Genomic DNA, 13,812 nt, shown 5'->3' with positions numbered 1-13,812 from the left:
CAGCATCCTCCAAAGTCAACGGCGTGAAAGCTGTCCCGGAGGGAAGGTGCCCTGCTCAGAAGAACAGGCGAAGCAGGTCGTACCGCGTCTCCGCGCCCAGCTTCCGGAGCAGGTTGGCCTGGTGGAATTTCACAGTGCGCTCGGTAATCCCTAACACGGTCGAGATGTCGGTCGGCGAGCGGCCGAGCGCGAGATATCGCAAGACATCGCCTTCCCGCTCGGACAGCCGCGCGGCGTTCGCCATGCGCCGCACCTTCGCCTCGAAGAGGCCGCTGAGTGTTTCATCACCGATGGTGTGAACGCTGACACGCGCGGTGCCGGCGCCCGTGGGCGTGGCGGTGACGACCTCATAGCCCTCGGCGTGCTCGGAGGCCTGCCGCACGATGGTGTGCGGCCAGGAGGCAGGCGCGGCCATCGTCAGCGGGCAGTCCAGGCAGGGGGCGTCGCGTTGCGCGAAGGCGCCGAAGCACTGCCGGCCCACCATCTCCTCCTGCCGCGCCTCCCCGGAGGTCCACACCGCCTTGAGCGTCCCGAACGACGACAGTTCGGTGGAGATTTCGTAGCTCAGGTCCTGGTGGGGCCCCTGGGCCGGGGCCGGCTCCGGGGCGACGGTGCGCTCGGGGACGGAGAGGGGCGGAGAGGCGCGCGTGATGATGGCCACCAGCCGCAGGGGAGGGCGGCCCACTGCGGCCACGTCCAGCTCCACCGACAGCCGCTCGCCGTCACGCGTGAGCACCTCCGTCTCCAGCCGGGTCTCGGCGCTGGTGAAGATGGCCCGCAGCGCCTGTCCCACCTCGCGCCCGTGCTCGCGTGGTGTGCAGACATCCGTCCAGCGGCGACCCAACAACTCCTCACGGGGCCGGCCCAGGAGCGACGTGAACGCGCCGTTCGCCAATTCGATGCGGCCGCGCCGGTCCATCACGACGATGGGGCGCGTGTCCCGCTCCGCGAGCAGCGACGCGGTCAACGACCAGTCCATGATGCCCCCCAGCCGTTGCAATCCCGTTCAAGCTTTACATGGGTAGTGCTGAATTCCTCGGTTTAAATAGCTTACAGCGAGGCGACTGCATTTGCATTTGGACAAAGGTCCAATCACATACCGTCGTGCTCGGAGGAGGACTGTCCGTGCGTGCCCGTCCGCCTGGAGAGCGTGCCGGAAACCTGGCACGTCCCCTTGAATCCGGGCAACCTGCTGCATCGCCTGGGCTCGGGGATTACTCCCAGGGCTTCCCCGCCGTCCCCTCCGTGGGAGAGGAGCTGCACGCATGAGCGCACCGCGACGTCCCGCGCAATTCGACCTCTTCACCGGCGCGGTGGAGGAGCCCCCGGCGTCGTCTCGGCGCAGGACCCAGCCGGTGGGGCCCGCCGAGCCGTCCGACAGCCTGCGCATGCTGGGCGAGCAGCTTCCGCGCGGCGTCTACCTGGGCACGTCGTCGTGGACCTTCCCGGGTTGGAACGGGCTCGTCTATGACCATGAGGCCAGCACGACCCAGCTGGCGCGCGAGGGCCTGGCTGCCTACGCGCACCACCCGGTGCTGCGCACGGTGGGCATCGACCGGACGTTCTACGCGCCGGTGCCGGCCACCACCTTCGCCGAGTACGCGCAGCAGGTGCCGGACGGCTTCCGCTTCCTGGTGAAGGCCCACGAGGCCTGCACGCTGGCGCGCTTCCCCGTGCACGAGCGGTACGGCGCGCACCGGGGGCAGGTGAACGAGCGCTTCCTCCAGGCGGCCTACGCCGTGGACCACGTGGTGGCGCCGTTCCTGGAAGGGCTGGGCGACAAGGCCGGGCCGCTCGTCTTCCAGTTCCCGCCACAGGACCCCGCGGCGCTGGGCGGCGCGGGCCGCTTCGTGGAGCGGCTGCACGCGTTCTTCTCCGCGCTGCCCCGGGGCCCGCTGTACGCGGTGGAGGTGCGCAACGAGGAGCTGCTCACGGAGGGCTTCGCCCAGGCGCTCGCGGACACGGGCGTGAGTCCGGTGCTCGCGGTGTGGGCCCACATGCCGCCCGTCGCGCGGCAGGCGAAGCTCACGCGCGCCTTCGAGGCCCGCGCCGTGGTGGTGCGCTGGATGCTTCCGCCGAACCTGGGCTACGAGGAGGCCTACGCCCGCTACGCGCCCTTCAACCAGTTGGTGGACGAGGACGTGGGCACCCGCGACGTGCTGGCCCGCGTGTGCATGGCCGCGGTGCGGCGCGACCGCCCCGTCTTCGTGACCATCAACAACAAGGCGGAAGGGAGCGCCCCCCTGTCCGCCGTCCGGCTGGCGGAGCGCGTCGTGTCACACAAGGAGGAGGGCGGCCAGAGAGGCGCCGTTCACGCAACATGACTTGCGCGCGAGCACGGCGCTTGCTTACGTGAATGCTCATGATGGTGATGACCCTGGCCGCGCTGTTGATGCAGATGACCTCCGCCGGTGGAGCCGGCTCGGAGGGCAAGCGTGCGGGCAATCACGTGGACCAGACTGATGAGAGCCACCCGCGAGCAGTGAAAGAGGACATCACCTCGCTCAAGGGGGAGATCACCAGCCTCAAGGAACAGTTCCGGCTGGCGCGCGAGCGTCAGCGTCTGGCGGCCGAGGAGAAGCAGCGCCAGGAGGAGGCCCGCTACGGTGTCACGCCGAAAGCCACTCCCGCCCCTGCCGCCGGAGGGTCCGGAGCCTCCGCCCACGCCAGATGAGCTGGGAGGCGAGCTGGGAGCGGTAGAAATTCCGGTCGATGGAAACCTCGACCTGCATCTCTTCCAGCCTCGCGAGGTGAAGGAACTCGTCACCGAGTACCTCTGGGCCTGCCGCCAGAAGGGCGTGCTCGACGTGCGCATCATCCACGGCAAGGGCACGGGCGCGCTGAGGCGCACCGTGCAGTCCCTGCTGCCCACGCTGCCGGAAGTGGAAGGCTTCCAGACCGCCTCCGAAGCGGACGGAGGCTGGGGCGCGACGTGGGTGCGGCTCAAGCCCCTGTGAAGGGGCTCGTGCTCCTCAAGACAGCCAGAAGTAGGCGGAGGCGATGAGGGTGCGCTTCTCCGTCACGCGCGCCTTGTTCGCCAGCTCCGCCATCTGCCGGTCCTTGGAGGCGTAGCGCTTCTCCTCCTCGTTGCGCAGCGACGCCAGCTTGCGGCGGTAGTCGCGCTCCTGCCGGTCCGAGTGCGCCCGCGCCTTCGCGCGCTCCGCGACGTCCTCGATGCCGGAGACTTCCTTGCGCGCGTCGAACCACGCCTGGCGGGCGGACTCCACCACCTCGCGGGACTCCATCAGGCAGTCCTCGACGTAGCGGTCCGCGCGCTCCTTGGCCTTGTCCAGCTCCAACGCGTTGCGCCGTTCCGCGGCCCGAATCAGCTCATCCTTGGCGGTCATGAGCGACTGCTCTTGCATGAGCTGGACCGACACCGGCGCGGGCTGCCGGCGCTTCTCTTCCTTGGCGTCGAGCTTCGTGAAGTGGACACCGTCCGTCAGCGGCAGGGCGCGGAAGCCGCCATCCCGGTCCTTCACCAGCACCAGGTGGACCAGCTTCTCCTCCGGCTTGAGGCCCGTGGTTTCGAACTTGTAGACGAACCACCAGCCCTCGCTGCCGGCCAGCCGCGCCAGCCGCGAGGGGAGCCCCGCCGCGTCCAGCTGCAGGTAGCTGACGGTGTCCTGGGTGCGGTCGCGCACCGCATAGGCGGCCTTGGCCACCTGGAGCCGTCCGGAGGTGCGGCTGCCCAGCACGGAGCCGGTGAGCGCCTTCGCCTCCTGCTGGCGCTTGGCCACGACCTCCTTGGCCGCGTCTCCCGCCACGCGCAGCCGGCGGCGCACGTCGCCGTCGAAGCGCTCCAGCACCACCGAGCGCATCGACGTCATGCGCTGGTTGATGGTGCCCTCCAGCTCCTCGCGCAGCTTGTCGAAGGCGACGTTGATGTCCTTCGGGTCGCGGCAGGACTGGTAGATGTCCAGCACGCGCCGCTCGAAGTCGACGCCGCTCTCCAGCGCGCCCAGGATTTCGTCGGACGCGCCGAACACGCCGTCGAAGAGGTTGAGCTTCTTCTCCAGCAGCTCGAACAGGCGCGCGTCCGCCGCGTTCTGCCGGTTGAGGAAGTTCACCACCAGCACGTCGCGCTGCTGGCCGTAGCGGTGGCACCGGCCGATGCGCTGCTCCACGCGCTGCGGGTTCCACGGCAGGTCGTAGTTCACCACCAGGTTGCAGAACTGGAGGTTGAGGCCTTCGGCACCGGCCTCCGTGCAGATGAGGATCTGCGTCTTGTGGCGGAACTCCTCCACCAGCGCCCGGCGCTCCTCGGGCGTGCCACCCGCGTCGCCGGACAGGAGGGAGATCTTGTCCTTGTAGCCGTGCTCCGACAGCAGCCTGAAGAGGTACTGCTGCGTGCGCTTGGACTCCGTGAAGATGAGCGCCTTCTCCGGCCAGGAGTGCGTGCGCATCACCGCGAAGGTGCGGTCCAGGGCGCGCTTGAGCGCCTCGCCCTTGGCGTTGATGCGGATGGAGTCCGCGAGGTCCGCGTACTGGCGCAGCTCCCAGACTTCCTGCTCCAGCGTGCGGACCTGGGGCGCCTTGGCGGGGTCGTCGGACCACTCCTCGCCTTCCTCCACGAACTGCTTGGCCTCTTCCGGCTCGAAGAGCGACAGGGCCTGCTGTCCCAGTCGCGCGGCCGTCAGGCGCTTCTCCAGGTTCTCCGACAGCCGCCGCAGCGTGGGCGCGATGGCGAACGTGGAGGAGGCCAACAGCTTGCGGTAGCACAGCGTCAGGAGCGTCTTCTTGCCCGGCTCGATGGCCGCGGCCTCCGAGCGCTGCAGGTACTCACTGACCTTCTCGTAGAGGTCGTGCTCCTCGGGGGAGGGGAGGAAGTCCTCCACGATGCTGCGGCGGTTGGTGTAGCGGACGTACTCGCGCACCTGACGGCGCAGCGTGCGTTGCACCACCGGGGCCAGCCGCTCCTTGAGCTCACACGCGGCGGCCTCCGTCATGCCGCCGCCCTCGTCCGCGCGGTAGCGGCTGCGGAAGGCGTGCTCGGGGCCCAGGATCTGCTCGTCCAGGAGCGACATCAGGCCGAACAGCTCCATCAGGTCATTCTGGAGCGGGGTGGCGGTGAGCAGCAGCTTGGGGCGGCCCGCCAGCGACGCGCGCAGCGCCTGGCCCGTCTTGTTGTTGGGACGGTGCGCGTTCCGGAGCCGGTGGGCCTCGTCGATGATGATCAGGTCCCACGGAATCTCCGACACGAGCGCGGAGCGGTTCGCCGCGAACGGGTGCGAGCAGATGACGGGGAAGGGCTGATCGAAGCAGTTGTTGTGCTTCTTCACGTCGCGGCCGTCGACGAGGACGCTGTCCAGGTCGAACTTCTCGCGCAGCTCAGCGTTCCACTGCGCGCGCAGCACCGCGGGGGCCAGGATGAGGATGCGGTTCTTCCCCTCCGCCATGAGCTGGGCGATGACGAGGCCCGCCTCGATGGTCTTCCCCAGGCCCACCTCGTCCGCGAGCATGCAGCCGCCGCGCGACAGCGCGTCCAGCGCGAACATCGCTGCTTCGACCTGGTGGGGGTTGAGGTCCACCTTCGCTTCGGCCAGCGCGTTCGCCAGCCGCTGCTGCGTGTCACCGCTGCGCGCGAGCAGTTCCTCGGCGAGGAGCCGCTCGTGGAAGGGCGTCAGCCCCGCCTCCACCAGCTCCTCCGCGGCACGGGCCGCGATGGCCGCGGCGTCCGCTTCCACTTCCAGCTTCAAACCCCTCGCGACCTCCGCCAAGTCCCGCCTCCCGTCCGGTTTGGAGCGTGCGCGCGTACGCGCGAACAGTTGAGGCGCGCCATTCTGGGGAGCGATCCGCATCTGTAAAGGGGGTCCTCCCGGAGGCCGAAAACTCGGCCTCCGCGCGATTGGCAAGCGCGCTGTTCGGCGGAGCGACACATGCGCGCGCGAGCGTGGGAATGTCTCAAAGGGCTTGACGAATGCGTCGTGAGCGCTCAGAGCCGCCCGCGCGCCTTCACGTCCAGGTACACGTTGAGTGCAGCAGCGCCGAATCCGCGTGCCGGTGCGCGCACCACCAGCGCCCCCGCGTCACGCAGGGTGGTGGCGGTGCGGCGGTACTCGGACTCCATGCGGGAGGCGACCTGCCGCGCGTAGGCGGACGTCGCGTCGCCGGGCACGTCCGTGGCGGCGGCCTCCAGGTCCTCGTCCAGCAGCGACGCGACGACGGGCAGGTGCCGGGGGCGCAGGGCCAGCGTGCGCGTGAGGAGCGCGGAGGACGCGTCCGGGTCCACCAGGTCGGTGAAGAGCACCACCAGCGCGCGGCGCGTCTGGCGGGCGAAGGCGAAGTCGAACGCGCGGCCGTAGTCGCTCTCCTCCAGGCCGGCCTCCGCGCGGTAGAGCGACTCGGTGATGAGGCGCAGGTGCTCCGCGCCCTTGCGCGGGGGCAGGAAGGTGCGCACGTCGCTGGCGAACGCGAGCACGCCCACCACGTCGCCCGCGTCCAGGCTCACGCGCGCCAGCCGCAGCGCCGCGTCCACCGCGTGGTCCAGCTTCCGGCGCCCCTGCACCCGGCCCGCCATGTGACGGCCGCAGTCCAGCAGCAGCAGCACCGGCTGGTTGCGCTCCGGCTGCCACGTGCGCACCAGCGTGTGGCCATGGCGCGCGGAGGACTTCCAGTCGATGTGGCGGTAGTCGTCGCCGGGCCGGTACTCGCGCAGCGATTCGAACTCGCGGCCCTCCACGGACTTGCGCAGGAGCGTGCGCGCGGACACGGCCTCCGACGAGCGCGCCAGCGTCAGCGCCTCGCGCGACAGGGCGCGCAGGTCCGGATACACCTTCACGTCCTGGCCCGCGGGCAGCCGCACCTGCCGCGAGCACAGGCCCAGCGGCCCCATCAGGCGCAGGTTCACGTCGCCAAAGCGCGCGTCGCCCCGGGAGGGAGGGTGCACGCGGTACGTCAGCCGCGTGGCGTCGTTCGGCTCCAGTGAGAAGGCCTGACGGTGGCCGTGGCTCTCCACGTCCAGGGGCGGCTCGTCGCGCAGCTCACCGCGCACGGGCCGGTCCGTGCGCGAACGCAGCTCCCAGCGCACGGTGTTGTCCACGCCGGAGGAGAGGATGGGCTCCACCTCGCGGCGCGCGTCGACGTCTCGGGCATGCGGCGCGCGCAGGAAGTCCACCGCGCACAGGAGCAGGACGGCCACGTCCACCGCGAGCGCCAGCCACCCGAAGGCGGGGCTCGCCACCGCGAGCGCGGCGGGCACCATCGCTCCGGCGAACAGCGCCACGGCGAGGCCGCTGGGGACGGGGCGCCCGAGGCTCACCGGGGCACTCGCACCCGTTCGAGCATCTGCTTCAGCACGTCGTCCGCGGTGAGGCCCTCCACCTCCGCCTCGGCCTTGAGGAGGAGGCGGTGGTTGAGGACGCTCGGCGTGACGGCCTTCACGTCATCCGGCGTGACGAAGTCGGTGCCCCGGAGCGCCGCGTGCGCCTTGGCCGCCGCGAGCAGGGCCTGCGCGGCACGGGGGCTCGCGCCCAGCCGCACGCGGGGGTGGGCGCGGGTGTCGCGCACGAGCTGCACCACGTACTGGAGGATGGAGTCGTCGCACGCGACGCGCGCCGCGCGGTCCTGCAGCTCCGTCAGCGTGCCAGCGTCCAGCACGCGGGACACCGCGGGTGGCCGGCCCTCGCGCTGGTGGAAGGCGCGCAGGAGCGAGGTCTCCGCTTCGCCATCCGGGTAGCCCACGCGCACGCGCATGAGGAAGCGGTCCAGCTGCGCCTCGGGGAGGGGATAGGTGCCCTCCAGCTCCAGCGGGTTCTGCGTGGCGACGACGAAGAATTGCGGCGGCAGCGCGTGGGTGACGCCGTCGATGGTGACCTGCCGCTCCTCCATGGCCTCCAGGAGCGCCGCCTGCGTCTTGGGCGGCGTGCGGTTGATCTCATCCGCGACCAGGACCTCCGTGAAGACGGGGCCCTTCATCAGGCGGAAGGTCTGCTCCTGCGGCTGGAAGACGTTGGTGCCCAGGATGTCCGCGGGCATCAGGTCCGGGGTGAACTGCACGCGGGAGAAGGACAGGCCCAGCGCTCCCGCCATGCTGCGCGCGGTGAGCGTCTTGGCGACCCCGGGCACGCCTTCCAGCAGCACGTGGCCGCGCGCGAGGAAGGCCGTCACCAGGTCGGCCAGCACGCGGGGCTGGCCCACGACGGCCGAGCCCAGCGCGTCGAGGAGGCGGGAGAGGGGCGTGGCGTCGGACATGATGGCGGGCGACGGTAGCCCGCCTCACGTCCGGCGCGGCAGCGAAAAACTCGGGGGCCTAGTCCTGGCGCTTCAGGCCCATCAGGGTGCCCAGCACCGCGACGACGCCGCCGAGGATGCCCAGGAAACAGCCGATGCTCGGCGACGAGTTCATCATCTCCGCGTTGCCCAGCGGCGACGGCACGAGGGTGGTGTCCGAGGACAGCTTCAGGAACACCAGCGACCAGACGAGGGTCACCACGCTGCAGAACATCTGCGCGCCCCACGGCAGCATGGGGTTCACCCAGGTCATCACCTGACGCGCCCGCAGGCCCACGAAGACCATGGTCGCCACGGCGAAGAGGAAGGAGATGAACCCCAGGCTGATGAGGCCCAGGAAGTCGCCGTCCGCCGCCGTCTCCTTCCACGGCATGAAGCAGGAGAGCACCACCAGCGTCGCGCCCCAGAACGCGATGCGGTCGCCGCCCTCCAGCTCGCGCAGGAACGAGCGCGCGTCGTCCAGCAGGACCTCCGGATCGTCAATGGGCGAGCGGGGCGACTCCAGCTCCCGGGCCTCGCGGGACCAGGGATCCGCCACCGCGTCGCCCACGTCGTCCTCGTCCTCCTCGACGCGGGCGGGCGCCGGGGCGCGACGGGCCGGCGCGCGGGCGGGAGCGGCCTTGGCTGCGCCACCGCCCCGGGCGGGAGGAGCGGCACGCTGGGCCTTCTCCCGGGCGATGTCGTCCATGCTGCGCACGTTGGTGGCGTCGTCGCTCGGCGGCGGCGTGGCGGGGCGGGCGCCCGTCCTGGCGCGGGCCGGAGCAGGGCGTGCGCGAGGCTCCGGAGCGGCGCGGGCCGGAGGGGGCCGCGACCGCGGCGGCGGGCGGACTCCGGTGCTCTCGTCATCGCCGCCCGAGTCCCCCTCATCCCCGGCTCCCCCGAGGAAGGACTCGTCGATGATGTGGTCGCAGTGTGGGCAGATGGCGGTGTCTTCCGCGACCTTGCGATTGCAGCCTGGGCAGTTCAGGGCCGGTGCTCCGGGAGGGGGGAAACGGCCCGATATCTTCCCGGCCCCGGCGCGCGGCTGTCAAACCTGTTCAGCGGCATAACCCCTGGATTTTCGCGGGGAATTGACCTAGCCCAGTCGAGCATGGCCCGCCTGCCCGCCGCCGTGTCCGCCGGATTCCTCCTCGTGAGCGCTTGTGTCCGTTCGGTGCCGACACCCGACGTGCCCCCGCCCCAGGTCGAGCCCTCACGGGTCATCGAGCAAATCCAGGACTGGGAGGACCGCCGCTCGCTGGGAGGCGGTGACCTGGTGCGGCTCGCCACCGCCGCGCCGGAAGTGGCCGTGCGTGTGCGCGCCCTCCGGGCCCTGGCGCGCATCCAGGACGTGGCGACGTTGGACGCCGTCCTCTCCGGGCTGACGGCGCCGGACAAGGCCGTGCGCGACGAGGCCGCCTTCGCGGCGGGTGAGCTGGCGCAGTCGTGGGAGCCGCTGCCGGAGGACGCACGGACAGCGCTTACGCAAGCGCTGGTGCACGCCGAGGCCACGGAAGCCGACGGCTGGGTGCGCATCACGCTGCTGGAGGCCCTGGGCAAGCTGGCCACGCCCGGTGCGGTGGAGGTGCTGACGGCCCGGCTGTCTCCGGCCAGTGGTCCCTGGTCCGAGGCCGCGGCGACGGCGCTGGGCGTGGCCGCGCGCAAGGCCGGAGCCGCGGCCGTGGCGAGCGTCCCCTTGGAGACGATCCGCGCGCTGCTGAACCCCCGCGTGCGGAGCGAGGTGAACCTCGCCGGGGCGTACCTCCTGGCGGCGTCGAAGCGGCTGGACGCCGTGGATGCACTTCGCTCCTGTCCGGCCAACGGGCATCCGGATGTGATGGCCCTCTGCGTGAAGGGCCTGGGCGACGTGGGCAGCCCGCGGGACTGGCTGGCGCTGAACCTGACGCTGGGCGACGCCACGCCCCGCGTGTCGGCGGAGGCGGCGCGTGCACTGGCGAAGCTCGCCGCGAAGTGCGAGGCCGGATCGCCTTGTAATCCGCTGCTCGCATTGGAAGGCCAGGTGTACCGGGCGAAGCAGGTCGCGGAGGGAAAGGCGGCGCAGGGCCACGCGTTGCTGGCGGTGGCGCAGCAGGGACTTCCGCTCCAGGGCCGGCCGGTGTTGTCGCGCCTGAGGAGTGCGCTGGCGGAAGCAGACCGCGCCGCTGTGTCCGACGAAGCCCGCGCGGACCTCGCCTGGCTGGACTGCCGTTTCGCGGCGGCCATGGACAGGCAGCAGGGCGCGTTGGATCAGGTGCTCCAGTGCGGCTACGGCCGCGTCCCCGAAGCCCGATGGCTCGCGCTGGGACTGCACGAGGTGGCGCAGTTCAAGGGGCAGCCCACCGGCGCTGCGTTCGCGGTGCCGTACCTGGACCACGTCAGTCCCATCGTGCGCGGCGCCGCGCTGGATGCCCTCTCCGAACGTCCCGTGCCCGAAGCGATGGCGCCCATTCGCGCGCTCATCGGAGGAGGGGACGCGGTGGTGGCGGGGCAGGCCGCGGCCGCCGCCGGCAAGCTGAAGGACGCCGAGGCCCTGACCGCGGTGCAGGCCCTGGCCGACCGCGTCCCCAAGGAGCCGGACCTGGCGGAGGCGGTGGCCGGCGCGCTCGTCGCGTTGCAGGGAAAGGCCGCGGAACCGCGCCTGCGCGAGTGGCTGAGCCATCCTCACGCCAACGTGCGCCGGGTCGCGGCCGAGTCGCTCACGTCACTCTTGGGTGCTCCGGTCCGTTCCGCCCGCGTGGAGTTGCCTCCGGAGACGTACCGTCCGCCGGCAGCGCCTTCTGGCACGACGCTCACGCTGCGCACGCGCAAGGGCGACATCACCGTCCTGTTGGATCCGGAAGCGCCGCTCACGGGCGGCAACCTGGTGGCGCTCGCGAAGCAGGGCTACTTCCGGGGCATCACCTTCCACCGCGTGGTGCCGGACTTCGTCGCGCAGGGCGGAGACCCGCGCGGAGACGGGGAGGGTGGTCCCGGCTACTCCATCCGCTGTGAGATGACGCGCCGGCCGTATGCGCGGGGCACCGTGGGGATGGCGCTGTCGGGCAAGGACACCGGCGGCAGCCAGTTCTTCTTCACCCACTCGCCGCAGCCGCACCTGGACGGCCGCTACACGGCCTTCGGCGAAGTGATTCAAGGCCTGGACGTCGTGGACGCGCTCCTGGAGGGCACGATCATCGACGAGGTCGTCGTCGGCACTCGCGCCCCCTGAGGCCGGCCCCTCGCGCGTCAGGCCCCGGCGGCGCGCGCGGGCACCGGCTCGCCCTGGGCGTTGAGCTTCGCGCCCGTCCAGCGGTGGCTCTCCGACTCCTCCATCATCTCCACCTCGCGGCGGATGCGGGCCCACTCCGTCTCCGGCAGACCGAGGAACGCCTCCGCGAGCATCGGGTCGAACTGCGTGCCCGCGCAGCGGCGGACCTCGTCGCGCGCCACGCTCATGGGGCGTCCCTTGCGATAGGGCCGGTCGGAGGTGATGGCGTCCAGCGTGTCCACGAGGCAGAAGATGCGCGCCCCGATGACGATCTCCTCGCCCTGGAGCCCCAGCGGATAGCCCTTGCCGTCCCAGCGCTCCTGGTGCTGCAGGACGATGAGCGCCGCCTCATGCAGATAGGGCATCTTCGCCAGCATCCGGTAGCCGAACTCCGGGTGCAGCTTCATCTCCACCCATTCATCCGGCGTGAGCGGCCCGGGCTTGAGCAGGATGGAGTCCCGCACGCCAATCTTCCCGATGTCGTGCAGGAGCGCGCCCTGCTCCACCACGTCCAGCGCCGGTCCGGTGAGGCCGATCTCCTGCGCCAGCCGCCGCGCGTACAGCGACACGCGCCGCGAGTGCCACTGCGTCTCCGTGTCGCGGTAGTCCAGCGCGCTGATGAGCCCGTCCAGAAGCCCCGTGGTGCGCTCGATGACCCGTCGCTCCAGCCCCTCGTTGATGGACAGGAGCTCCGCGTTCTTCTCCGCGACCTCGCGTGTCAGCCGCTCGTTGGCCGCCACCAGCCGGTGGTGCTCGATGGCCTGCCTCACGCTGCTGGTCAGCTCGCTCAGCGCCCACGGCTTGCCCAGCAACCGGAAGACCTCGCCCCGGTTCACCGCCTCCGACGCCGTCTTGAAGTCCGCCGCCGCCGTCAGCATCAGCCGCACCGCGCGAGGGTTCTTCTCCCGGAGCGCCGACAACAGCTCGATGCCGTTGAGGTACGGCATCATGAAGTCCGTGAGGACGACGTCGAACCCCTGCTCCCGCGCCGCCAGCACGGGGTCGCTGTGTGTCACGACCTCGTAACCCTCCGCGTGGAGGATCCGGGACAGCGCCGCGAGGATGAGCACGTCGTCGTCCACCACGAGGATTCGGGCCATGGGCTGATACGCTCCGAGCGAGTGGGCTGCGTTTTTCTCAGACTCTTATAGCCGGTCCGCAGGCGGCCAAACAGGCCCCCCCAAGCTTTCCAGTACCGCCAAACTACCGGAATTCTTGAGGTTTCCCTGAAACAGGCGGTCGCTGGATTCCACGTCCTGCTTGCCTGCCCGTCGAGCCGTGTTCTATGGTGGCCTCCTACCCAACGTAAATGGCTGTAACCCCTTGGAATTCGGGAGCAATCTCCGATGGCTAGAGCCCCTGATGGGCCGGTGCCGGTGGTGGTGATGGGGCTGGGGTTTATCGGGCAGGAGATTGCCAGGGCCGCCCTGTCGTCCCCCGAAGTGGAGTTGATGGGCGCGGTGGATTCGCAGCCCTCCCTGGTGGGTCGTCCCCTGGGCGACGTGCTGGGGCTGGCCGGCCCGCGCTTCAAGGTGGCGGACTCGCTGGAGCGCGCCGTGGGGCGCCGCAAGGGCGTGGTGGTGCTGCACGCCACCAGCTCGCGGCTCGCCCAGGTGATGGATCAGCTGCTGGACGCGCTGAAGCTGGGCCTGCCGGTGGCCAGCACCTGCGAGGAGCTGGCGTTCCCGCACCTCAAGTACCCGGAGCTGGCGGAGAAGCTGGAGCGCGCCGCGGAGAAGGCGGGCGTCGCCATCGTGGGCACGGGCGTGAACCCGGGCTTCGTGCTGGACCGCCTGGTGGCCACCGCCGGTCAGGTGTGCGGCCCCGTGCGCAAGGTGCTGGCCAGCCGCGTGGTGGACGCTCGCACGCGCCGTGAGGCCCTGCAGCGCAAGGTGGGCGCGGGCCTGTCGGAGGAGGAGTTCTTCGACCTGGTGGACCGCGAGGAGCTGGGCCACGTGGGGCTGGTGGAGTCCGCGGCGCTGGCGGCGGTGGGGCTGGGGCTGGACTGCGACGACTTCGAGGAGGAGGTCACGCCCGTGTTCGCCGAGGAGGACATCAACGGCGGCGCATTTGTCGTGAAGAAAGGCCGCGTCGCGGGCATGTTCCAGTCCGTGGTGGGTTTGGAGGAGGGGCAGGAGCGGGTCCGCCTGGAGCTGACCATCGCGGTAGGGGCGGACAACCCACGGGATCGCATTGAGATCGACGCGGATCCCAGGCTGGTGCTTGAGATACCGGGGGGAGTGGCGGGCGACCGGGCCACCGCGAACGCGCTGGTGAATGCCGCGCCACGTTTGACGGCCGCGGAGGCCGGGCTCCTGACGGTGCTCGAGCTTCCGTCAGGTCGCTGAAGGTTC

Annotated in this window: 11 protein-coding genes; 5 read left to right on the top strand and 6 right to left on the bottom strand. The window is 70.9% G+C overall.

Features of this window, described 5'->3' with window-relative positions; all coding sequences use genetic code 11:
• Positions 1-55: 55 nt before the first annotated feature.
• Positions 56-979 carry a PAS and helix-turn-helix domain-containing protein gene (locus D7X30_RS25795; RefSeq protein WP_147443303.1) on the bottom strand — a complete coding sequence of 308 codons (924 nt, stop codon included), beginning with the start codon at positions 977-979 and terminating at the stop codon, positions 56-58.
• A gap of 286 nt (positions 980-1,265) precedes the next feature.
• Here D7X30_RS25795 and D7X30_RS25790 point away from each other — a divergent pair, with 286 nt between their 5' ends.
• The 3 genes from D7X30_RS25790 to D7X30_RS25780 are packed head-to-tail and all read left to right on the top strand — an operon-like array spanning position 1,266 to position 2,957.
• Complete coding sequence (locus tag D7X30_RS25790; protein WP_120565619.1) at positions 1,266-2,324, top strand: DUF72 domain-containing protein; 1,059 nt, start codon at positions 1,266-1,268, stop codon at positions 2,322-2,324.
• 38 nt (positions 2,325-2,362) lie between these two features.
• Positions 2,363-2,674 (top strand): hypothetical protein, encoded by a 312-nt coding sequence (locus tag D7X30_RS25785; protein WP_147443302.1) that lies wholly within the window; start codon positions 2,363-2,365, stop codon positions 2,672-2,674.
• Positions 2,607-2,957, top strand: coding sequence for a Smr/MutS family protein (locus D7X30_RS25780; RefSeq protein ID WP_120565617.1), 351 nt, complete (start codon positions 2,607-2,609; stop codon positions 2,955-2,957). The genes D7X30_RS25785 and D7X30_RS25780 overlap by 68 nt, the downstream gene beginning before the upstream one ends.
• 15 nt (positions 2,958-2,972) lie before the next feature.
• Here D7X30_RS25780 and D7X30_RS25775 read toward each other — a convergent pair whose 3' ends face one another.
• The 4 genes from D7X30_RS25775 to D7X30_RS25760 all read right to left on the bottom strand — a co-directional run bounded on the left by D7X30_RS25775 (position 2,973) and on the right by D7X30_RS25760 (position 8,920).
• Positions 2,973-5,693, bottom strand: coding sequence for an SNF2-related protein (locus tag D7X30_RS25775; protein WP_233591789.1), 2,721 nt, complete (start codon positions 5,691-5,693; stop codon positions 2,973-2,975).
• A 242-nt stretch (positions 5,694-5,935) separates the two neighbouring features.
• Positions 5,936-7,261 carry a DUF58 domain-containing protein gene (locus tag D7X30_RS25770; RefSeq protein ID WP_120565615.1) on the bottom strand — a complete coding sequence of 442 codons (1,326 nt, stop codon included), beginning with the start codon at positions 7,259-7,261 and terminating at the stop codon, positions 5,936-5,938.
• Positions 7,258-8,193 carry a MoxR family ATPase gene (locus D7X30_RS25765; protein WP_120565614.1) on the bottom strand — a complete coding sequence of 312 codons (936 nt, stop codon included), beginning with the start codon at positions 8,191-8,193 and terminating at the stop codon, positions 7,258-7,260. The genes D7X30_RS25770 and D7X30_RS25765 overlap by 4 nt, the downstream gene beginning before the upstream one ends.
• Before the next feature lie 58 nt (positions 8,194-8,251).
• Positions 8,252-8,920, bottom strand: a complete 669-nt coding sequence (locus D7X30_RS25760; RefSeq protein WP_120565708.1) for a hypothetical protein — start codon at positions 8,918-8,920, stop codon at positions 8,252-8,254.
• A gap of 402 nt (positions 8,921-9,322) precedes the next feature.
• Here D7X30_RS25760 and D7X30_RS25755 point away from each other — a divergent pair, with 402 nt between their 5' ends.
• Positions 9,323-11,419 (top strand): peptidylprolyl isomerase, encoded by a 2,097-nt coding sequence (locus D7X30_RS25755; RefSeq protein ID WP_120565613.1) that lies wholly within the window; start codon positions 9,323-9,325, stop codon positions 11,417-11,419.
• Positions 11,420-11,436: 17 nt separating this feature from the next.
• On the opposite strand, the gene D7X30_RS25750 is transcribed toward D7X30_RS25755, so the two are convergent.
• Positions 11,437-12,558: an HD domain-containing phosphohydrolase gene (locus tag D7X30_RS25750; protein WP_120565612.1), complete on the bottom strand. Its 1,122-nt coding sequence runs from the start codon at positions 12,556-12,558 to the stop codon at positions 11,437-11,439.
• A gap of 246 nt (positions 12,559-12,804) precedes the next feature.
• On the opposite strand from D7X30_RS25750, the gene D7X30_RS25745 reads away from it, so the two are divergent.
• Positions 12,805-13,806, top strand: coding sequence for a dihydrodipicolinate reductase (locus D7X30_RS25745; protein ID WP_120565611.1), 1,002 nt, complete (start codon positions 12,805-12,807; stop codon positions 13,804-13,806).
• Positions 13,807-13,812 lie beyond the last annotated feature (6 nt).

Source organism: Corallococcus sp. AB011P, assembly GCF_003611605.1.
GTDB lineage: Bacteria > Myxococcota > Myxococcia > Myxococcales > Myxococcaceae > Corallococcus > Corallococcus coralloides.
Note: the sequence above shows the minus strand (reverse complement) of the source record. Positions and strands in the feature narration are given on the sequence as shown.

Bases quoted from the DNA above. Each gene is read 5' to 3' on its own strand.
- D7X30_RS25795 (WP_147443303.1), bottom strand. From the start codon at position 979: ATGGACTGGTCGTTGACCGCGTCGCTGCTCGCGGAGCGGGACACGCGC.
- D7X30_RS25790 (WP_120565619.1), top strand. From the start codon at position 1,266: ATGAGCGCACCGCGACGTCCCGCGCAATTCGACCTCTTCACCGGCGCG.
- D7X30_RS25785 (WP_147443302.1), top strand. From the start codon at position 2,363: ATGATGGTGATGACCCTGGCCGCGCTGTTGATGCAGATGACCTCCGCC.
- D7X30_RS25765 (WP_120565614.1), bottom strand. From the start codon at position 8,193: ATGTCCGACGCCACGCCCCTCTCCCGCCTCCTCGACGCGCTGGGCTCG.
- D7X30_RS25760 (WP_120565708.1), bottom strand. From the start codon at position 8,920: ATGGACGACATCGCCCGGGAGAAGGCCCAGCGTGCCGCTCCTCCCGCC.
- D7X30_RS25755 (WP_120565613.1), top strand. From the start codon at position 9,323: ATGGCCCGCCTGCCCGCCGCCGTGTCCGCCGGATTCCTCCTCGTGAGC.
- D7X30_RS25750 (WP_120565612.1), bottom strand. From the start codon at position 12,558: ATGGCCCGAATCCTCGTGGTGGACGACGACGTGCTCATCCTCGCGGCG.
- D7X30_RS25745 (WP_120565611.1), top strand. From the start codon at position 12,805: ATGGCTAGAGCCCCTGATGGGCCGGTGCCGGTGGTGGTGATGGGGCTG.